At 48.8% G+C, this 19201-nt stretch carries 15 protein-coding genes and 1 pseudogene; 4 read left to right on the top strand and 12 right to left on the bottom strand.

Annotation, left to right across the window (positions count from 1 at the left end; genetic code table 11):
• Positions 1-53 precede the first annotated feature (53 nt).
• The 8 genes and pseudogenes from murG to rsmH all read right to left on the bottom strand — a co-directional run bounded on the left by murG (position 54) and on the right by rsmH (position 10278).
• Positions 54-1184 (bottom strand): undecaprenyldiphospho-muramoylpentapeptide beta-N-acetylglucosaminyltransferase, encoded by a 1131-nt coding sequence (gene murG / locus E7747_RS06060; RefSeq protein ID WP_136414752.1) that lies wholly within the window; start codon positions 1182-1184, stop codon positions 54-56.
• Between the two features lie 91 nt (positions 1185-1275).
• Positions 1276-2607, bottom strand: coding sequence for an FtsW/RodA/SpoVE family cell cycle protein (locus E7747_RS06055; RefSeq protein ID WP_123613685.1), 1332 nt, complete (start codon positions 2605-2607; stop codon positions 1276-1278).
• A gap of 89 nt (positions 2608-2696) precedes the next feature.
• Entirely contained in the window at positions 2697-4043 is a 1347-nt protein-coding gene (murD, locus tag E7747_RS06050; protein WP_123613686.1) for a UDP-N-acetylmuramoyl-L-alanine--D-glutamate ligase, read from the bottom strand.
• Positions 4044-4075: 32 nt separating this feature from the next.
• A pseudogene (gene mraY, locus E7747_RS06045) lies at positions 4076-5340 on the bottom strand (phospho-N-acetylmuramoyl-pentapeptide-transferase).
• A gap of 59 nt (positions 5341-5399) precedes the next feature.
• Entirely contained in the window at positions 5400-6860 is a 1461-nt protein-coding gene (locus E7747_RS06040; RefSeq protein WP_136414750.1) for a UDP-N-acetylmuramoyl-L-alanyl-D-glutamate--2,6-diaminopimelate ligase, read from the bottom strand.
• Between the two features lie 37 nt (positions 6861-6897).
• Positions 6898-8982 (bottom strand): penicillin-binding protein, encoded by a 2085-nt coding sequence (locus E7747_RS06035; RefSeq protein ID WP_123613689.1) that lies wholly within the window; start codon positions 8980-8982, stop codon positions 6898-6900.
• Positions 8982-9323, bottom strand: a complete 342-nt coding sequence (locus E7747_RS06030; protein WP_136414748.1) for an FtsL-like putative cell division protein — start codon at positions 9321-9323, stop codon at positions 8982-8984. Before E7747_RS06030 ends, E7747_RS06035 begins: the two co-directional genes overlap by 1 nt.
• A 40-nt stretch (positions 9324-9363) precedes the next feature.
• Entirely contained in the window at positions 9364-10278 is a 915-nt protein-coding gene (gene rsmH / locus E7747_RS06025; protein ID WP_136414747.1) for a 16S rRNA (cytosine(1402)-N(4))-methyltransferase RsmH, read from the bottom strand.
• Positions 10279-10536: 258 nt separating this feature from the next.
• Between rsmH and E7747_RS06020 the strand changes: the two genes are divergently transcribed.
• From E7747_RS06020 to E7747_RS06005, 4 genes are all read left to right on the top strand, one after another.
• Positions 10537-11118, top strand: coding sequence for a non-canonical purine NTP diphosphatase (locus E7747_RS06020; RefSeq protein ID WP_123613692.1), 582 nt, complete (start codon positions 10537-10539; stop codon positions 11116-11118).
• 81 nt (positions 11119-11199) lie between these two features.
• The gene (porZ, locus tag E7747_RS06015) at positions 11200-13647 is read left to right on the top strand and encodes a type IX secretion system anionic LPS delivery protein PorZ (RefSeq protein WP_136414745.1); all 2448 of its coding nucleotides are present in this window, start codon (positions 11200-11202) and stop codon (positions 13645-13647) included.
• Between the two features lie 59 nt (positions 13648-13706).
• Positions 13707-14231, top strand: coding sequence for a hypothetical protein (locus E7747_RS06010; RefSeq protein ID WP_123613694.1), 525 nt, complete (start codon positions 13707-13709; stop codon positions 14229-14231).
• A gap of 80 nt (positions 14232-14311) precedes the next feature.
• Positions 14312-15286 (top strand): type I phosphomannose isomerase catalytic subunit, encoded by a 975-nt coding sequence (locus E7747_RS06005; protein ID WP_136414743.1) that lies wholly within the window; start codon positions 14312-14314, stop codon positions 15284-15286.
• 121 nt (positions 15287-15407) lie between these two features.
• Here E7747_RS06005 and E7747_RS06000 read toward each other — a convergent pair whose 3' ends face one another.
• The 4 genes from E7747_RS06000 to hpt all read right to left on the bottom strand — a co-directional run bounded on the left by E7747_RS06000 (position 15408) and on the right by hpt (position 19110).
• On the bottom strand, positions 15408-17459 hold the full coding sequence (locus E7747_RS06000) for a M13 family metallopeptidase (RefSeq protein WP_228449270.1): 2052 nt from the start codon (positions 17457-17459) through the stop codon (positions 15408-15410).
• A gap of 142 nt (positions 17460-17601) precedes the next feature.
• Positions 17602-17832 (bottom strand): exodeoxyribonuclease VII small subunit, encoded by a 231-nt coding sequence (gene xseB / locus E7747_RS05995; protein WP_123613696.1) that lies wholly within the window; start codon positions 17830-17832, stop codon positions 17602-17604.
• A 50-nt stretch (positions 17833-17882) separates the two neighbouring features.
• A complete protein-coding gene (locus E7747_RS05990) occupies positions 17883-18473 on the bottom strand; it encodes an adenylate kinase (RefSeq protein ID WP_123613697.1) in 591 nt (196 codons plus the stop codon).
• A gap of 91 nt (positions 18474-18564) precedes the next feature.
• Positions 18565-19110, bottom strand: coding sequence for a hypoxanthine phosphoribosyltransferase (hpt, locus tag E7747_RS05985; RefSeq protein WP_228449269.1), 546 nt, complete (start codon positions 19108-19110; stop codon positions 18565-18567).
• Between the last annotated feature and the right edge of the window lie 91 nt (positions 19111-19201).

Raw genomic sequence — 19201 nt, 5'->3', positions numbered from 1 at the left:
TATTCCCTTTAGATGATTATAAACAAGGAGCTTTATCTATGAAAACCGCATAGTTATCTCCCAATAATTTCCTTTATCCTGTCGACTATCATCTCGTCGGCATTTTTTAAAGCCATTTTGGATATTTCATGGCTAAGAGCCTCACGTTTTTCCGGCTCGGCGATAAGTTCTGCGATAGTCGATGGCAAATCACGGACAGCGTCCGCATCAAGTATCATTACGGCCGCACCCTTGGTCGACAGAGCCTCGGCATTATGCCGCTGATGATCCTCAGCCACATTCGGCGAAGGGATAAGGATACAAGCCTTTGAAAGATTCTGAAGTTCTGAAATCGTCCCTGCTCCGGCTCGCGACACGACCAGATCGGCTGCACGGTAGGCGGTAGCCATATCCGAAATAAAGGTCATGGCTTTGACATTGTCATAACCGGCGGCCTTCGACTGAAACTCTTTTTCGCCATATCGGCCGGTCTGCCACAGAAGACTTATACCTTTGTCGTGAAGCATCGGAAGCGAAACCGCGATAGCCTCGTTTACGGTGCGCGCGCCAAGACTTCCGCCAACTGAAAGAATCAACGGACGGTCGCCATCGAAGCCAAGTTTGACTTTCGCTTCGCGCTGCGACAGCTTACATCCGTCAAGATCGGCACGCACAGGATTTCCGGTCTTGATTATAACATCGGCCGGAAAGAAGCGCTCCATACCGTCGTAGGCCACGCATATTGCATTTGCCTTCCGTGCGAGAAGTTTGTTGGTCACTCCGGCATACGAATTCTGTTCCTGCAGAAGAGTAGGAATACCCTGCTTCTGAGCCTGTTTCAATACCGGACCGCTCGCATAGCCTCCGACACCGATTGCAATGTCAGGCTTGAACTCACGGACAATCCGGCGGGCCTTGCGAAGCGACTTCCACAGTTTAATCAACACCCCGAAGTTACGCCACAGGCGCTTGCGGTCAAATCCGGCCACAGGCAAACCCTCGATAGGATAGCCGGCTGCCGGGACTCGCTCCATCTCCATGCGGCCTTGTGCACCGACAAAAAGGATGTCAGCATCTGGATAGCGCCGCCTGATGGCATTCGCTATCGAAAGAGCCGGGAAAATATGGCCGCCAGTCCCGCCGCCTGAAATCAATACCCGTTCCACGGCGCGACTTCCGTCACCTTTATTCCTTGAATCTGTCATAGTCGTATCTTCGTTATGTTATAATAGAAACTTTAAAAAGCGGTAATTTACATTTCAATTATAAATTTAACACTTATAAAGCCTTTATTGCTCACAGCTGCATCTGATTTTCTGCATCAAACTGTTCGGGGAGAGCGTCAATCTCATCGCGGATATCCTGTTTCCTGCTGCCCTGCCGTGTGGCTGTCCGGCTTATCGAAAGCATTATTCCGAATGCTATAGCAGTGACCGCAATCGAAGTTCCGCCCTTCGAAAGCAAGGGCAAAGGCTGACCCGACACCGGGAAAAAGCCGCTGACAATGCCCATGTGGAACAGAGCCTGAAACACAATCATGATAGCCATTCCGATGACCACAAGAGCGGGGTAAGTGCGATTGCAATGCGAAGCTATCCCCAAGGCGCGTCCGAGCAGCCACAGATACAGGACCAAAACCACAATACCACCGATCAGCCCCAGCTCCTCAACGATAATAGCAAATATATAGTCGGAAAAAGCCAGCGGCAACCGTGAGGCTTCACGCGAATTGCCCGGGCCGACACCATAGATGCCACCGTTGGCCTGAGCCATATATGAAAGTATTTCCTGACGGTTCTTGCCGGTAGCAGGAATCTCCCATTTAGGGACAGAATCCTGTCCATGTCGCTGCAAGCGGGCAATCCATGTGTCAAGACGGGTCGGATTTTTCTTCTCCTTTCCGTCAATCATTTCAACCTTCTGGTCAGCATCTGCCGGAATATCTTTCGGCTCGCTCAGAAGCAGATATAATATAAACACACCGCCACAGGCTGCATAGGCGACAGTCAGCACCAAGAGGTGTACGAGCCTCACTCCTCCGACAATCATCATCGAATAGCTGATAGACAGCAGCAGCAATGTGTTGGTAAGACCCTGTTCAATCAGCAGACCGCTGAGAAACAGGACTATGATTCCGGAGTAGACAACGGCCTTTGAGGTAACTCCCACTTTCTGTGTGTTCGGATTCCACGACATGACGAGGGCTATAAGCAACACCGCCGACAATTTGACCATCTCGGCCGGATAGATGCCTATGCCTAAAATCGTAAGCGACCGGCGCGCACCATTGACAATCTCACCGAAAAACATCACGTAGACCATCATGACCACACTGACAGCGGCAAAGCCGAGTGTGAGTGGGATGAACTCCGAGTAATGACGTTTCGACAAGAACCAGACAATCAGAGCGCCGCCACCGAGCATTACAAGATGACGTATGATAGGCCCCATCACACCTATCGACGAACTTGCGACCTCACGCGAGGAAGCACTGTAGAGTTCTATCGTAGATATGATGCACAGGGCTATGAATATGCCCCAGATATGTTTGTCGGCCTTGGCGACAGCTTTAGGTTTCACCGTTGACTGCTGCTCATCGACCTGAAGGGAGGGAGATTCGACTGACACTTATTTCAAATATTAAGGATGAACTTATTAAGAACAATGAATGAGGGGCTGCGTGAGCTTCTTTCAAGGCTCAAGCCATGAACGAAGCTTCAGGCCTTAAGTTTTCCGACCTGCTCCTTGAACTTATGACCACGGTCTTCGTAGCTGTTGAAGAGGTCAAAGCTCGCACAACAGGGCGAAAGAAGCACTGTATCGCCCGGACATGCGACCGACGCACATTTTGCCACAGCTTCCTCGATGGAATGGGTATCATATATCTCAGGTACTTCCTTGCCGAAGAAATCGAGCAGCTTGGCATTGTCCTTGCCCATGCAGACAATGGCCTTGACCTTTTCCTTGACAAGCGGAAGAATCTCGCTGTAATCGTTGCCCTTGTCTTTTCCTCCAAGAATGAGGACTGTATTTTCAGGCATTGATTCAAGTGCATACCAGCATGAGTTGACGTTGGTGGCCTTTGAGTCGTTGATGTAGCGCACCCCGTTGACAGTCGCAACATATTCCAGCCGGTGTTCCACACCTTCGAAGTCGCCGAGAGCCTCACGGATTTCCTCCTTGTCAATATCAAGGATACATGCCGACAGAGCGGCAGCCATAGAGTTGTAAAGATTGTGGAGGCCGTTGAGCGAAAGTTCCGCACGCGGCATGTTGAGAGATGTTTCAGGCGTGTCAATTATAAGCGACGCTTCATCATCGACCCAAGCGCGGCTTCCGGGTTCATGATGTTCGGCGAAGGGGAACATCTGCGCCTCCGTGCGTATGCGTTCAAGCTGACGGGTAATCACAGGGTCATCCTGCCAATAGATGAAAGCATCCTGCGGAGTAAGGTTGTTGAGAATGCGGAACTTGGCGTTGATGTAGTTCTGCATCTTGTACTCATACCTGTCAAGATGATCTGGTGTGATGTTGAGAATCACTGCGATATTTGCACGGAACGCATACATGTTTTCCAACTGGAAGCTTGACAGCTCGATGACATAAACGTCATGATGGTCACGCGCGACCTGAAGAGCAAGACTGCGGCCGACATTTCCGGCCAATCCAACATTCAGACCTGCGTTCTTGAGTATATGATATGTGAGGAGTGTGGTGGTAGTCTTGCCGTTGCTGCCTGTGATGCAGACCATCTTTGCATCGGTGTATCGTCCGGCGAACTCGATTTCGGAAATCACCGGAATACCCTTCTCTGCGATAGCCTTCATGACAGGAGCCGAAGGAGCTATACCCGGACTTTTGACCACCTCATCGGCTGCAAGAATGCGGTCCATTGAATGACGACCGTCCTCCCACTCGATACCTTCTTCATCGAGCTGCTGACGATAATTGTCGGCTATAGTTCCATAGTCGCTCAAAAAGACGTTCATTCCTTTTTCCTTGCCGAGGATAGCAGCGCCTACGCCGCTTTCGCCTCCGCCGAGTACCACGAGATTTTTTGCCATTTCGTTATTTTTTATTGTTGAGGTCAGGATGTTTACCTGATTTTAAGAGTTACAAAAGTAATTACGGCCAAGAAAATGCCGACAATCCAGAAGCGGGTGACAATCTTCGACTCCGGAATGGCTCTTAGAGGAGCTTGGATGAGAGCCTCTATTCCCGAATTGCCCGGCTTCTGGTAGTGATGATGGAGCGGTGTCATCTTGAATATGCGACGTCCCTGACCATATTTCTTCTTGGTGTACTTGAAATATGCGACCTGAAGCATCACAGAGAGATCCTCAACAAAAAAGATTGCGCAAAGGATGGGGATCAGCAATTCTTTATGGATGAGGATTGCAAACACGGCAATGATTCCTCCGATGGTAAGCGACCCTGTATCACCCATGAAAACCTGCGCGGGATAAGCATTATACCACAGAAAACCAATCAATGCGCCGATAAAGGCCGACATGAATACGACCAGTTCGGAGGATTGCGGTATATACATTATATTAAGGTATGTCGAGTAGATGACATTGCCTCCGAGATAGGCCATGATGGCAAGAGCCACACAGATAATAGCCGAAGTTCCCGCACACAGCCCGTCAAGGCCGTCAGTAAGATTCGCACCGTTACTTGTTGCCGCTACAACGACAATGACGACAATGACAAACACAATCCATCCGCCGGCCTGTGCATACGGCCCCATCCATTCTGTAAGATAAGCATAGTCAAAGTTATTGTCTTTGACAAAAGGAATGGTTGTCTGCGTTGATTTCACATCCTGCGAATCCGCGACATATACTGTCTCAACATTATTCTCCGTATATTCTACCGGAACAACCTCGCGCTGGGTTATATCAGGACTGAAATACATTGTAAGACCGACGATGAGACCGAGGCCTACCTGACCGACAATCTTGAATTTTCCCTTCATGCCTTCCTTGTCGTGTTTCGCCACCTTAATATAATCATCGCAAAAGCCGAGAGTCCCGAGCCAGATGGTCGATATTATCATAAGGAGCATGTAAATGTTGCTGAGGTCTCCCACGAGCAGACAAGGAACAAGGATGGATATTATTATTATCACACCACCCATTGTAGGAGTCCCGGTCTTCTGCATCTGTCCCTCCAGCCCGAGGTCACGGATAATCTCGCCAACCTGCATAAGCTGTAGACGGTCGATGATCTTACGGCCGAACACAAGCGCGATGAAAAGAGACAACAACAGCGCCGCACCCGAACGGAAGGTGATGTAGCTCATCAGTCGAGAGCCGGGAAATTATATTCCTGCAGAAATTCAAACAGATAGTAAAGCACTTTTTCTAAATCTGATTTTTAACGTTTTGATTAAAACAACAGCATTCGGAACAAGGACGTCACTTTTCGTCAGCTATTATCTCCATTATTACCTCGCGGTCATCGAAATGATGTTTCACGCCTTTGATTTCCTGATAATCCTCATGGCCTTTTCCGGCAATTAGAATCACCGAGCCCTTACCGGCAAGGGTAGCGGCTGTACGTATAGCCTGACGGCGGTCAGTTATATGCAACGTACGTTTGCGGGCCTCCTCGTCGAGACCTTCCTCCATATCATGGAGAATATCCTCGGGCTCTTCAAAGCGAGGATTGTCTGAAGTAAGAATCAACCGTTCGCTACGTGCGGCGGCCTCACGTGCCATAATGGGACGCTTTCCCTTGTCGCGGTTACCGCCTGCGCCAACAACGGTGATAATTTCGCCGTCCTTGCCGATGACCTCGCGTATTGCGTTGAGGACATTGACAACCGCATCGGGTGTATGGGCATAATCGACAATAGCCGTATAACCTTTGGGTGAATGGAAAGCCTGAAAACGTCCGGCTACCGGGACAAGACGCGACATTTCGCGCAACACATCTTCTTTCTGCCAGCCTATCAGCACACAAGCGCCATAGACGGCTGTAAGATTATAGGCATTGAACTTTCCGGTAAACAGAAGTTCCACTTCGTTTCCGTTGAGCGAAAGCAATGTCCCGTCGAGACGCGACTCTACGATACGTCCGCGAAAATCCGCATCGCTGCGCAGCGAGTAAGTATAGCGATGCGCGCGGGTGTTCTGCAACATCACTTCTCCGACCTTATCGTCTGCATTAGTGAGGGCGAATGCCTCAGCCGGAAGCATGTCGAAAAACTTCTTCTTTGCAGCCAGATAAGCTTCGAAAGTCTTATGATAGTCCAGATGGTCACGGGTGAGGTTTGTAAAGACTCCTCCGACAAAATGCAGACCTGCTATACGCTGCTGATCTGCCGCATGAGAACTCACCTCCATTGCGGCATACTCACAACCGGCCTCCACCATGAGATGGAGCATCTCGTTGAGCGTATAAGGATCAGGCGTCGTATGGTCGGTGGGATATGCCTTTTCATCCACATAATTGCACACTGTCGACAGCAGACCGGCCTTATGGCCGAGCAGACGTGCCATCTCATAAATAAGTGTAGCAGTCGTTGTCTTTCCGTTTGTGCCGGTCACTCCTACGAGTTTCAGTTTCCGCGACGGATTATCAAACCATTGCGAGGCAAGATAACCGAGGGCAAGCGCCGACGATGGAACAACTATATATGTCACGTGGGTTGACAACTCCGACGGGAGTTCCTGACACACCACTGCCACAGCACCCTTTTCTTCAGCCATGGGAATGAACCTGTGGCCGTCGACACTCACTCCGGGAACGGCGACGAAAAGTGTCCCGTCCTCAACCTTGCGTGAGTCCGAAGTGAGAGCGGTAATATTTTTATCATCACTGCCGATGATTTTTATGATGTCAAGCGGGGAGAGAAGCTCTTGAAGTTTTTTCACCTTAATATATATGTGTTAGAATGTGATTGTATTCATTTTAATTCGCAAGAACCAGCCTTACGCGTGAACCGCGCGGGACTTTAGTTCCTGCCGCCGGAGTCATTGACCTGACATATCCTGATCCAGAATACGAGATATTGTAGCCGGCGGTCTCAAGCGCTACAAGCGCTTCACGGAGACTGTAGCCTTTGACATCGGGGAGTGTCCCTTTGGATGTCGTGACAGGAGATTTGAGTGCCCGGTGTGAAGGAAGCAAAAATTCGGACTTCACTTTGTCGTAAGCCTTGCGCCCCATCGCCGAGGCATAGAAAGTCGGTGCTTCATTCGAAGGAGTCTTGCTGCGATAGTCGGAACTGTTGCCAAGCATGCCTCTGGAATAGAGTTTGAGAGCTATGTTGCGGAGGACCTGCCCGGAAGTCGTGGCAGCTCCGAAATAATTTTTGGTCGGATGACACGTCAACACCACACATGAATACTTCGGGTTATCAGCCGGGAAAAATCCGCAAAAAGCAAGTCGCTTCTTGTTTTGATTATACGAACCGTTTTCAATCATGTAGCATGTACCGGTCTTACCGGCAATCCTGACTGTGTTGTTGCGGAGGAAACGCCCTGTACCGTGATCGCCCCACACCACATTGGTGAGCATCTGCCTGAGGATTCCGGCAGTGCGCTGCGAACATGCCCTGCCGTCGCCCATGTAACTTATCGGCATAACCGAGTCAATCGCCCCTTTCACCTCCTTGACGAGACGCGGACGGACGAAAACTCCGTCATTGGCGATAGCATTGTAAATCGCAAGAGTATAGAGTGGAGGAATCTCTGTCGCATAGCCATAGCTCATACGCGACAGAGCGATACGGCCGCCACGGTCATTGGCTATACTGTCAAAACGCGGAGGAACTTCACCCGCAATACCGGTGTTCATAGGTTCGAGAAAACCGAGAGACTTCACGCGCGAATAGAAAGCGCCGGGATTGTCATTGTATTTTCTTGTTATGATACGGGCCATGCCTATATTGGACGATTGTTCGAGGACATCTCCGACCCTTATCGATGCCGAATGATGGGCATCGGTAATCGGACGGCCACCGGCATAGGCCCATCCCCCACCGGTCGGCAGCACTTCGTCAAGATCCGGAATCAACCCGTCCTCAACGGCAATCATCATCGAAAGAGTCTTGACAACCGAACCCGGCTCGTAGCCCATCACGGCACGGTTACGTGCCTCGATATACCCTTCGCCTCTCGGATTGCGTTCGAGATTCGAGATTGCTTTTATATCTCCGTTTCTCACATCCATCAGGACGGCCACGCCCCAGTCAGCTCCACAGGTATCAAGCACGTTGTTAAGCTCGCTCTCGACAATATCCTGCATATTGATATCGATTGTAGTCACGATGTCACATCCCGGGATTGCAGGAACATCGGTCCAGTCTGTGATCTTTTTTGTAAGATTGATCATCTTACTGTAGCCTATTTTTCCATATAGCAACGAGTCAAGGGCCTTTTCAAGCCCGGAAATTCCATGTATCTCCTTGCTCTCTGTTGTCTCACCTACACCACCGATGCTTCGGCGAGCCATATCACCGTAGGGATTGAAACGGCGCATATATTTCTCGAACGTCAGACCGTTGCGGTTACGATTTTTTATACTGAAGAACGGGAAAGTCCTCATAATCTCCATATCGGTGTGCGACAGGCCGGACATGAGCTTATAGGCACGCGGACGTTTCTCGCGCACCTTGTCAAGCGGTTTCAAAAGATGTTTTTTCCATCCGGCAGCATCGCGGACTGGAAAATATTCGGCCATACGTGCCGCAAGATGGTCAATAGTATCGCGAAACAGCTTCTCGTTAAACTTTTCCGCACGATAGTCTATACGCGCTGTATAAAAATTGAGATTCGTGGCAAGCACGCTACCGTCAGAAGCGAGAATGTTGCCTCGCGGAGGCACTATGACCTTGCTCTGCGAGAGAAGCTCGTTGGCTCTGTGATTCCACTTGTCGGCATCAATTATGGTAGTGTCGCATAGTTTCATCACGATACGCGCCGAAAGGAGCAATATGAGAACTATGATGACACCGTAACGTATAAGAATATGACTGCGATTGTCCTTTTTCACTATTTTGGAATCTTATAGGGTGGCTGGGCCTGAACTTTTAGATTGAGATGCAGTGAATCTACCATCTGCTGCATCGACGTCTCTCGGATGCGCCCCATGAAAGCACTGCGTTCTCTCGACTTTTCGTTGTTGACTATCTCGAGTTTCCGTTCAAGTTCTGCGATTTTTTCCATGTTGGTCTGACAGGTGTACTTTGTCGTTATATAGACCATCGCAACCACCACGCCGAGAACCACCGGAAGCCAGTGACGGGCGAAAAAGTCGCTCGACAATATCTGCCCCCTGAACATACGGGATAGTAAAGACGGACGCCTTGAGGCTTTGACTGTTCGTGTTGCCACTTCTTATGTTTTTTGAGTTGAGAGTTAGCGTTATGGATATCTATAATTTGAGCGCTACGCGGAGCTTTGCACTGCGTGAGCGGGGATTACGCTCTATTTCACCGGCATCAGGGACTATCGGTTTGTTGCCGAGCGGTTTGAGCGGAGCATTGATTTTGCCAAAAAAGTCCTTATCGGCTTTTCCGACAAAATCGCCGGTTTTCATAAAATTCTTCACCAGACGGTCTTCAAGACTGTGATATGTAATCACAGCAAGCCGTCCACCCGGTTTCAGAACTTCCATCGCCCCTTGCAGCAGGTCTTTCAGAGCGCCCATTTCATCATTGACTTCAATACGGAGAGCCTGAAAAATCTGGGCAAGTTCCTTTTTCTCCTTTCTCGGGTCGATGTGAGGTTTCACGCACTCGACAAGCTGTCCGATCGTTGTCAGGGGAGACGACTGCCGGGCTCTGGCAATCGAACGCGCCATTGCCCGGCTTTGCTTCAGTTCGCCGTAAATGTAGAGAATGTCGGCGATTTTCTCCTCCGGCAGAGTGTTGACAAGATCAGCGGCCGAATGTGGTGCCTGACGGTTCATGCGCATATCAAGCGGTCCGTTGAATCGGAAGGAAAACCCTCGTTCGGTATCATCGAAATGATGAAACGACACTCCAAGGTCGGCCAATATCCCGTCGACACCGTCCACATCGTAGTAACGCATGAAGTTTGTGATAAAACGGAAATTGGAATAGACCATAGTAAAACGGTCGTCGGCCGGTGCCCGCTTCACCGCATCCTCATCCTGATCAAACGAATAGAGATGCCCTCCGGCTACAGCATCGAGTCGTTCCATTATAGCGCGAGAATGTCCGCCTCCTCCAAATGTCGCATCGACATATATGCCACCGGGATGGATGTCAAGGGCTTCAATTGTTTCGGGGAGCAGCGCAGGAATATGGTAAACTTCTTCAGCCATAGGATTTACTTGCAAGGGATAGTTTAGAGGGTGTAAAATTACAAAAATTTACAAAACTAAACAGCATAAAAACCACACTTTTTTTCACAATTTATTCTTATCACATTAAACACCTGACAATCAGACACACCAAGCCTATCGGCTAAATTTACAAATGCAAATCTGCCTAAAGCCATTGTGACAGCCATAAGATGCGACATTCCCATAAAATTAAAAGCTATGAGCAATATTAAAATACTGAATACGTTTATAATTAATATGCAAGATATAGTATTCGCAACAAATAATTCCCACAAACTTGAGGAAATCCGCCGTATCTTCGGTGGAAAGTTCCGTATATTGTCATTAAAAGAGATTGGCTGTGAGGACGATATTCCCGAAACCGCCGACACACTCGAAGGAAATGCCATCATGAAGGCCCGTTATGTGAAACAGCATTACGGCTATGATTGTTTTGCCGACGACACAGGTCTTATGGTAAACGCCCTTGACGGTGCGCCCGGTGTGTATTCAGCCAGATATGCCGGTCCCGGTCACGACAGCGTGGCCAACATGTCACTGCTGTTGAAAAATCTTCAGGGCATCACCGACCGCCGCGCACGGTTTGTCACAGTCATCGCTCTTATCCTTAACGGAGTCGAAACGACATTCGAGGGACAGGTGGAAGGCAGAATCCTCACCGAACCACACGGTGCGGACGGATTCGGATACGACCCGGTTTTCCAGCCGGATGAAAGCGACATGAGTTTTGCCGAAATGAGTGCCGATGCCAAAAATGCCATCAGCCATCGTGGAAGAGCAACAGAAAAACTCATGGCCTATCTGCAGACTGTAGACTGAGATGTCCCGTCATCTCCCGCGACATCCCTCTCCAAGATTAAATCATCCTTTTAACCTCTCCAACCATTGAAAATCACTCTAATGTTACGAAAGCTGCCCCTATTGCTACTCGCACTTCTGCCGGCTGCCATAAATGCCCAGCTTGCCACAGGCAGCTGGAAAGTCTATCCGGTCTTCGGTATTCCCGACCGTCTGATCGAGACACCGCAATTTGTCTATCTCGCAACATCCGGCTCTCTTCACTCCTATGACAAGACCAACGACGAAAGCCGCGTTTTCGAGCCAAAAGTAGACATTGCAGGAGGCCGCATCAAGGATATTTTCTATAATTTCGAACGAAAATATCTTCTTGCAACATATGAGGACGGTAACATCGACATCATTCCCGATGAAGGGGAGCGCATCAATCTCCCTGACATAAAAAATGCAAATGTCGACAGCAAAACCATCAATGATGTTAAATTCGATGACGGGAAAATATATATCGCCACATCTTTCGGTTTTGTAATATACAACGATAGTACCTTTGAAGTCGACGAATCAGGCATTTTCAACGTCAACGTGAGAAGTATCGGCCTGACACCCGACAACATAATCCTCGTGACTAATCCTCGCGAATGGACATATTATGTCACCACATCGCCTAAAAACGGGCAGCATCACACCATTGACAAGTTCACATTTCTTGTCCAAATATTCTCAGAACCCAAGGGTTTCGTTCCTTTAGGCAACAATGACCCGTCGGGCGACACACACTTTGCAGTCTACTGTAACAACAAGAAACTCTATCATCTCTCAATCGCAGCCAACAACCGAAGCGCCTCTCTGGAAGAGACTCCCGTCACGAACACAAGTTCTATCTTTACGGTCGACAACGGGGCCTATGCCATTGCCGATGGAAAGCTCCTTCATTTCACAGCTCCTTGGACACAGACACAAGCCATATCCCTGCCCGAGCCGTTGATGAACAACGCAATTTCAACCATCGACGGACCAAAATCTCTCTGGGCCGCAGATGCAACCGGTCTGGCCAATTACAAGCTTGAAGACAACGGTTCACTGACCGTCATGCGCGACAGATACCGTCCGACGGATGCCACCACATTCTCAGATATATCACACATAATCCCTTTGACCGACAACCGTGGCTTCATGGTCGCCAACCACGGAATGAGCGCTCATTTTGCGGTCGGAAACGGTGATTTCCTTGAGCTGATTTTTTCAGGCAACATGATTGAAGACGGAAACGTGGCAGACATCGAAGCCACCGAAGGTCTGACTTTCAAATCATCTGCGTCAACCAATGGCCGTCGCAACAAAGGAGACTATATTTTCTCACCGACCTTTCTGCTCGAAGATCCCGATGACAATTCCATCCACTATATAGGCTCCGGCATAGAAGGTATCTACGTTGTCAAAGACGGACGGCAAATCGGAAAATTTGACGAGAACTCTCTGATAAACAAAAATGCAAACTGGGCATGGAGACCCAGCACCGCACAATTTGACAAACATGGAAACCTGCTGGTCGGTGTCTATACAGAAGACAAGACTTGGCCACCTCTGATTGTTCTTCCGGCTGATAAACGCCGTAAAGACCCTTCGACTATAACCAAGGAAGACTGGATAGGGCTTGACATGGGAGGCACAATCTGGCAGCGCGACATTGTAATGCACCAGTGCAGCAAAATTCCGGCCATATTCATGTCGGATGCAGAGGCTAAACAAGGTTTCTCTGCTTTATATTATGGCAGTTCCATCACAGATCCATCCGATGACACCGCCCTTGTCATCTCATCACTGACAGATCAGGACGGAAAGACATTTTCACCTGACTATATCCTATGTTTTACCGAGGATCAGCGCGGACGCGTATGGGCCGGTACTACCGAGGGTATATTTGAAATAACAAATCCTGCCAATGTCTTTTCATCTGATTTCCGCATCAACCGTCTCAAAGTCCCCAGAAACGACGGCACTAATCTTGCCGACTATCTGCTTGATACTGAAAAAATATATGCCATAGCCGTCGATGCCGCCAATCGTAAATGGATTGCCACCGAAGACTCAGGCGTATATCTCGTAAGCGAAAACGGCGATGAGATTATTGAGAATTTCAATACGACAAATTCTCCTCTCCCGACCAACTGCATCACGGACATTTATGTCGATCCAAGTTCTAATTCAATTTTTATCTCGACTCTCAACGGTCTTTACGAATATTCGTCGACCGCATCTCCTTCACGGCCGGATTATTCCGATGTGATTGCCTATCCCAATCCCGTCACCCCTGACTATACCGGGATTATCACAATCCGGGGCCTTATGGATGAGTCGCTTGTCAAGATTATGGATTCAGGCATGCACCTCGTCTACCAGACCACATCGCAGGGAGGCATGGCGACATGGGACGGATGCACAATGAACGGAGCACGCGTCAAAAGCGGAGTCTACTATGTATTCGCCTCCGTAAGTTCCGAGACCGACTCACAAGGCGATGTCGTTGCCAAAATCCTTGTTGTTAATTAGAACTTAAATTAGAACCCTAAACCCCGTAGGGATGTTTTGATACTATATTCTGCTCATATATGAAAAGTCTGAAGTACACCGACGATACCGACCGAAGCTATGGCGCAACAGGCATGGCCATCGGTCTGATGATTTTTGACGGCGAGGATATGCTCACGTCAATTTCCCTTGACTGCGACCCAAACGATATGGTCGCCATGTCACCCGACTTCTATTTCGCAGGCAATCCCGGAGTGTCAGCAAAGACTGCATGGAATCAGATGTTGAAAAACTACAACATCGGACTTGGAATGCTCATGTCGAATTTCATGTGCCGTCACATGGTCAAGGATCGTCAGCAGCTTCCTCAGGAACTTCATGATTTCCTGCACGACTTTGCCCGCGAGGAAGGACATGAGGCATGTTCGCTTGACGACGATGAGATCGACCGTCTTTTTGACAAGAATTTCTCTTACCTCAACCGAGTCTTCACTCATCGCGGAGTCCAGTCCGTGGCCCATGACTTTGCAGCGACACTCCTGAAGCGCCGCTCTCTTTCACGCCTCGACACACTCGAATTGCTGGAAGCTCTGCGGATGCTCTGATTGACAGCTCAACACACGCATTCTCATATCTCCTCTCCTACCCCACGTTTCCAATAGTTTTTATAAATCTTTATTGACACATGTTTACTCAAGTGCTGCATTTCGCACCCTACCTCAAATCTGTGATCTGGGGAGGGGAGCGTATAGCCCCGTTCAAAGGAATTGCCACCGACCAGACATGTATAGGCGAAAGCTGGGAAATCTCAGCCGTACCCGGACATGTTTCTGTTGTCGACCGTGGTCCGCTCAAAGGGAAAAAACTAACAGAACTTATCAATGAATACGGAGCCGAACTTGTCGGAGAGGCAATCTACCGTCAGTTTGGAGTGAATTTCCCTCTTCTTATCAAACTCATTGATGCCTGCGACGACCTCTCTGTTCAGGTACATCCTGACGATGCCCTTGCCCAAAAACGTCATCATTGTCCCGGAAAAACCGAGATGTGGCACGTCATAGACACCGCGCCCGGTGCAAAAATCTATGTCGGACTAAAAGAAAAGACTACGCCCGAAGATTATGAACGACGCGTGGCCGACAACAGCATCATGGATGTTATCGCGGCCTACGATTCCGCACCCGGCGACACATTCTTTCTTCCGGCCGGACGTATCCACGCCATAGGCGCAGGCAATCTTCTCGCGGAAATTCAGGAGACAAGCGACATCACTTATCGTATCTACGACTATGACCGCCGTGACAAAGATGGCAATCCTCGTCAGCTTCACACCGCCGAAGCCCGCGATGCGATTGACTATACTGTCTACCCCGACTACCGTTCCAATCCGGAAGGCTCGCTTCTGGCTGACTGTAATTATTTCATCGTAGACAACATCAAATCTAAAGACAGTGAAATCATCGAGCTTCCGCATACACGCGAATCGTTCACGATTGTAATGTGTCTTGATGGCGAGGCAGAGATAAGCAGTTCCACCGATAACAATGACTCTGACAGACAGACTCTGAATATCAAACGAGGTGAGACACTCCTCTTCCCGGCAACCCTGCGCTCAATCACTGTAACCGGCAAAGCCAATCTCCTTTCGATACAAGCATGATACGTTAATAACGTAAAGCTCAAATAAAAAAATAACAGATTTTCCTGCAGTCCATGACCAAAAGAAAATCTGTTATTTTTATTTCAATTGATGCTGTACCCGTCGGTGGATACAGTTACTGTTACCATATAACGATACGTTCAGCTTCAGGACGGAACATCGGCTGCTCCTCTGTAATGCCGAAAGCTTCAAAGAAGGGAGCGATGTTGCGTAGAGTAACATTTACACGGTTCTTGCCAAGAGAATGCACGTCGCCGGTGGTAAGCGAGCGGATTTCTTCATCGCGGATATTGTTGGCCCAGAGATTCGCATAGTTCATATAGAACACCTGTGCAGGAGTGAAACCGTCGATAAGAGCCTCCTGAGAGTTAACGTCAACACCCTTCTTGGCCTGAGCATCAAGGAATGCAGTCATTGCCACACGAAGACCTCCCTGATCTGCAATATTCTCACCGAGAGTATACTGACCGTTGGCGTGAACGCCGGGAAGCACTTCAACCTCGTCGAACTGAGCGATAAGACCCTTGGTTTTCTCTTCGAACGCCTTGGCATCAGCCTCTGTCCACCAGTTGATCATATTGCCGTTAGCATCGAAATTACGGCCCTGATCATCAAAACCGTGGGTCATCTCATGGCCGATAACCACACCGATACCGCCATAGTTCTCAGCGTCAGAAGCATTCGGATCAAAGAAAGGAGCCTGAAGGATGGCAGCAGGGAATACGATTTCGTTGGCAAGAGGATTGTAGTAGGCATTCACAGTCTGAGGAGTCATGCCCCACTCGGTACGGTCAACAGGCTTGCCCCACTTGGAATAGATGTCACGCTGATGCCACATCGACACATTGTGCATGTTGTCATAGTAGCTAAGCTTGGGATCGATTTCCATTGAAGTGTAGTCTTTCCACTTGTCGGGATAACCGATTTTCACAGTGAATGCGGCAAGTTTCTCCTGTGCGCGAGCCTTGGTCGAATCACTCATCCAGTCAAGGTTGGCAATATGCTTTCCGAGGGCTGTACGGAGATTTTCAACAAGTCCGAGCATATATTCCTTTGAACTTGCGGGGAAATATTTCTCTACATAAAGTTCACCGACTGCCTCACCGAGAGCACCTTCGGTCGCATCAAGCGCGCGTTTCCAGAGCGGACGGAGTTCCTGAACACCGCTCATCACTTTCGAGAATTCGAAATTGGCATTGGTGAAATCATCACTGAGCTTAGACGAAGCCTGACTCACATACTTCCAGAGATAGTAGTCCTTAATTTCGCGGTCACTGAGAGAACTCATAAGCTTGTTGGCCTGCGCCATGCTCTTCGGGTCGGTGACAATCACTGAATCAGGCGAAGCGATTTCCATTGTCTCAATGAAGAAACGGTCCCAGTTGATGGCCGGATATGATTCCTTAAGCTGGGCGAAAGTACGTGGATTATACATGCGGGGGATATCGCGGCTTTCCTCGCGTGTCATAGCTGAGTCTGCGATAGCGGTCTCTATCTTCATGACATTGGACATGATGCGGTTAGCATCAGCCTCTGTATATCCGGCATTCTGCATCTGAGTGGCTATAAGCTTCTTGTAGGCATTGCGCACTGCAGTATTGCGTTCGTCGTTGAGCAGATAGTAGTCACGGTCACCAAGACCCATGCCACCGCCAGAGACATACATGGCATATACAGTTGAGTTCATCAGATCCTCCATCGGGCCGGCTCCGAAGAACGGGCTTGCGTAGTTGCCGTGCATCCAGAGGAAAAGATCTTCCATGCCTTCATGTGGAGTATCCTCGATTTTCTTAAGGTCGGCAAGAATCGGTTTGGCACCCTCAGCGTTGCGGCGCGCTGTGTCCATTGCCTGCGAGTATACAGTCCAGACCTTATAGGCAACGCTTCCCTCCTCCGGGTTTGACGCACCGAGATTCTGGATTAGATTGCGCACACGGGTTTCTGATGAATCATTGAGAATGTCGAACTGTCCGTAGCGGGCATGTTCGGCGGTAAGAGGATTGGCATCCATCCAACCTTTGTTGACATAGGTGTAGAAGTCTGCGCCGGGAGCGACTGTCGTGTCCATGTAAGCGACATTAAGACTGGCAAGATGCTCGGTCTTGTTCTGCTTACATCCTGTAGTTGCAACTGCAAGCGTCATGGCGATAGCTGCGATAGGAAGAAGTTTCATGTTTAATATAATATGTTTTGGTATTTTTTATGTCTGTTAAAAATGACAGGAAAAATTCGGTAATACTATTATCCTCCGGTTACTTTCCGATTTACTCTTTATGTTAAACATAGAGGATCCGACATGTAAGAAAAACTTATGTTTATGAATTACGGGCCACTTCATTTCCAAGCGACGCAAGAATATCGCGAAGCTCCTCTTCGGTCGTGGTAAGACGCGTGCGGCATGCCTTCAGCAACTCCGTCGCACGGCGGGTATAGGCCGCAAGATGATCTATATCGCAGGTGTCGCTCTGCATCATTCTTAAAATACTTTCGAGCTCACTTACGCTTTGGGCATAAGTGAGCTCGCTGATAGGTTTAAAATCCATCATGGAGAGTTGAGTTTTTATGAGATTTTAGTTGTCAGTGATTACAGGGAGAATCAGATAGCCTTCACACAGGGGCTACCATCAATGGCATTGACGATATTGTTGAAGATTTCGTCCACATGTCCCTCCCCGTGAATTGGAGTATACTTGCCTTCCTTTGTATAGTAGTCACGCAGAGGCGAAGTAGTGGAATGATATACTTTCAGGCGGTTACCGATTGTTTCAGGATTGTCGTCGGAACGGCCGCTCTGCTCGCCGCGCTTGATGAGACGTTCCATCAGCTCCTCGTCTGCGACTTCGAGGCCGATTACCGAATGGACCTCTTCGCCTCTCTGCTCAAGCATCTTTTTCAGAGCCTCGGCCTGAGGGATTGTACGTGGAAATCCATCAAAAATAAAACCGTTTGAAGTGGGACGAAGACGGTCGATCTCCTGAGCCAGAATATCGACCATGAGTTCATCAGGAATCAGGCATCCTTTCGATATGTAGCTGTCGGCAATCTTGCCAAGTTCTGTTCCGGCTGCAATTTGCGAACGAAGCACATCGCCGGTTGAAATGTGAGTAAGACCGTAGCGGTCGATAAGTTTTTGACTTTGGGTGCCTTTCCCGCTTCCGGGAGCACCGAAAATTACAAGATTAAACATTCCGTTATCCTATTTTATTTAAGCTGGGTGCCGGCCACTCTACACAGGGCAGCCACACCAACTGACTGAATTATGTGTCGAAACCGTGACCTCAATCTTCATCGAGGATATATATGTCATTAAGGTTACGGGCGAGGCCGTCAATATCGAGACCGTAACCGATGATGAATTTCTTTGGGATTTCAAAGCCTACATAGTCAGGCTTTAGTTCGGAATGTTGAAGCGCCTCCGGCTTAAACAAAAGCGTTGCAATCCGGAGTGATGCAGGGTTGTGGGCTTCAAGGTCGGCAAGAAGCTTCACCATAGTATTGCCGGTGTCGATTATATCTTCCACAAGGATTATATGTCGGCCTGCAAGATTCTCGCTCAGACCCATCACCTGTTTGACCACGCCGGTCGACCCCATCCCATCGTAGCTTTTCAGCCTTACGAAAGTCAGCTCGGCATCAATGTCCTCACACGCACGAAATAAATCCACGGCAAATGGAGCTGCGCCGTTAAGGACACAGATAAACAGCGGATTACGCTCGGCATACTCGTCACATATCGACTTGGCAAGCACACCTATGCGCTCTTGTATCTGGGAATTTGAAATGTAGGGACGAAAATTCATCCCCTGATAGCATTTACGTTTCATGGTTCCGAACAAAAAATTTTGCGCAAAGTTACTCAAAATTCCCGATATTACCACGGCTTTTTCAACCTTCCTTGGTAAATTTACATGGAAT

It is taken from the genome of Duncaniella dubosii, assembly GCF_004803915.1.
Lineage (GTDB): Bacteria > Bacteroidota > Bacteroidia > Bacteroidales > Muribaculaceae > Duncaniella > Duncaniella dubosii.
This window is presented reverse-complemented; position numbering and strand designations above follow the sequence as displayed.